Source organism: Ruminococcus sp., from assembly GCF_016283395.1.
On the sequence record NZ_JAEEMU010000030.1, the window covers coordinates 1 to 2080 of the forward strand.

General features: G+C 46.0%; 2 protein-coding genes. One reads left to right on the forward strand and one right to left on the reverse strand.

What is annotated here, in order from left to right:
- Window positions 1-613, forward strand: a 613-nt coding sequence (locus tag QZZ41_RS00570; protein ID WP_295066707.1) for a sigma-70 family RNA polymerase sigma factor, incomplete at its 5' end; no start/stop codon positions are given.
- 2 nt (window positions 614-615) lie between these two features.
- On the opposite strand, the gene QZZ41_RS00575 is transcribed toward QZZ41_RS00570, so the two are convergent.
- A partial coding sequence (locus tag QZZ41_RS00575) for a leucine-rich repeat protein (RefSeq protein WP_295066709.1) occupies window positions 616-2080 on the reverse strand: 1465 nt, incomplete at its 5' end.

The following is a 2080-nucleotide window of genomic DNA, read 5'->3' on the forward strand; positions in this document are numbered from 1 at the left end:
TGTCCATCTCTGTGCAAACCGCTTCCGCGGACGGGGCATAGAGTACGACGACTTGTATTCCGCAGGCTGTATCGGACTGCTCAAAGCCGTAAAGGCGTTTGACAGCGGACGGGGAGTGAAGTTCTCCACCTATGCTGTACCTGTTATACTCGGGGAGATAAAGCGGCTTTTCCGTGACGGGGGAGCTATCCGCGTCAGCCGCGGCTTAAAGGAGCTTTCCATGCGCTTGCAGAGGCTTTGTGAGGAATTCCGACAGCGTGAGATGCGAGAGCCGACCATAACAGAGCTTGCGCAGCTTTCGGGTGAAAAGGAAAGCGATGTATCCGAGGCGTTATGCGTGAGCCAGCCCCTTATTTCCCTTACAGCAGGTGACGATGACGAGGGGCAGACAGATATACCAACTGAGTCTCCCGATGAGAGCATAACCGACCTGCTTGCACTTCGGCAGATAATGGCTCAGCTCGAACCCAACGACCGCGCACTTCTTGAACTTAGGTATTTCAAAGGGCTTACTCAGTCAAAGACTGCAAAGGCACTTGGTATGACGCAGGTGCAGGTTTCAAGGCGGGAAAAAAAGCTCCTCACCCGAATGAGAGAGGAGCTTCTGAGCTGATATCACATAGCCATATTGAAAAATTCATCTATTGTTACGTAGTCATCATGAGTTGAGAGGAAGCTGTAATATGACAGTATCTTTGAAGCGTCAACTGAGTCGATCTTGCAGTTGTTGTCGATATCAGCTGCATAGAACTGAAGTTCGTTGAATGTACTTTCCTTGCCTGTTGCAGTTCGTGCGTATTCCGAAAGTATAGCTGACGCATCAACGGAATCGACAGAACCGTCGCTGTTGATATCGCCCGTTGCTTCGATAGCCTTGCAGTCTAAGGCTTCAAATTTTATGTTGTATTTTTTAGCGTAATCTTCTGCGGTAGAGCCTTCAAATCCTCTTATCACACCATCGAAATAGTATTCGCCGCTATCCTTGTCAGCATCGTTGGAGATAGTGAAATTAATATTGTAATTATTCTCAGTGAAAGCCTTTGGATTTTCAATAACTGCATCAGGAGAGAGGATAGTTACTGTTTTGAGATTTTTGCAGTAAGCGAGAGCTCCCTCACCGATGAGTTTTGTCTTTGCCGAGAAGGTGATGTTCTCGATATTATCGCAGTTGCTGAAAGCGGAGCTGAGGACGTGGGTTATGGTTTTCGGAACGATGACATCGGTATTCTTTCTGCCCGAAGGATATACTTTGAGCTTTGACTCGTCCTCAAAGAATACCATGCCGTTTTTGCAGAAATAGGTCTTTGAATAGCTGGGACCTGTTATGTTTTCAAGCGAAGGACAGTTTGCGAAAACATGATCGCCAAACTTTTTTATGCCGTCATTTATCTCCACAGAGGAAAGCTTTGCATTATCGCCGAAAGCACGGTCTCTTACATCAGAGATGTTGCTGCCGAATTTTACAGTTTTCAGGTCTTTTCCCCATACGGAAAAGGCTTTTATTTCGGTAACAGGCAGATCATTTACAGTATCGGGGATATTGAGTTCCTCGGTATCTTCGGCTATACCTGCGAGAGTATAGTGGTCGAAGAAATACTGATATATGCCCATAGCCACCTGTTCCTGTATCAGGTACTGATGCTCCTTGCGTCCGTGTTCTTTAAGCTCAAGGTGATCGTATTTTTCCTTTGCCTGAACGTATTCTGTCTCGGAAACGTGTTTATCGTCCACTTCGTAGAATACTTCCTCAGTTTCGGCATTGCCTGTATTATCATAGAAAGAATTCAGATGAATGAACTTGCCGTCTTTGAGCTCATAATAATACATGGAAGAGTAGCCCATATGCGTGTCTGACTGTACAAGATAAGGTGCAGTATCAGCGCAGTACACAGTTCCGTATGTACCGAGGGTAATACTGTCGGTTATGATTCCGTCTTTGTATGTATAAATCATGCACGTACCGGGATGATACGAAGCTTCGGATATGAACAGCTCGGGAGTACCGTCACTGTCAACATCGTAAAGCTCAAATCGCGTACGGAAATCCTTGTCGGTGAGATCGTATTTCTCCTTATGGTCA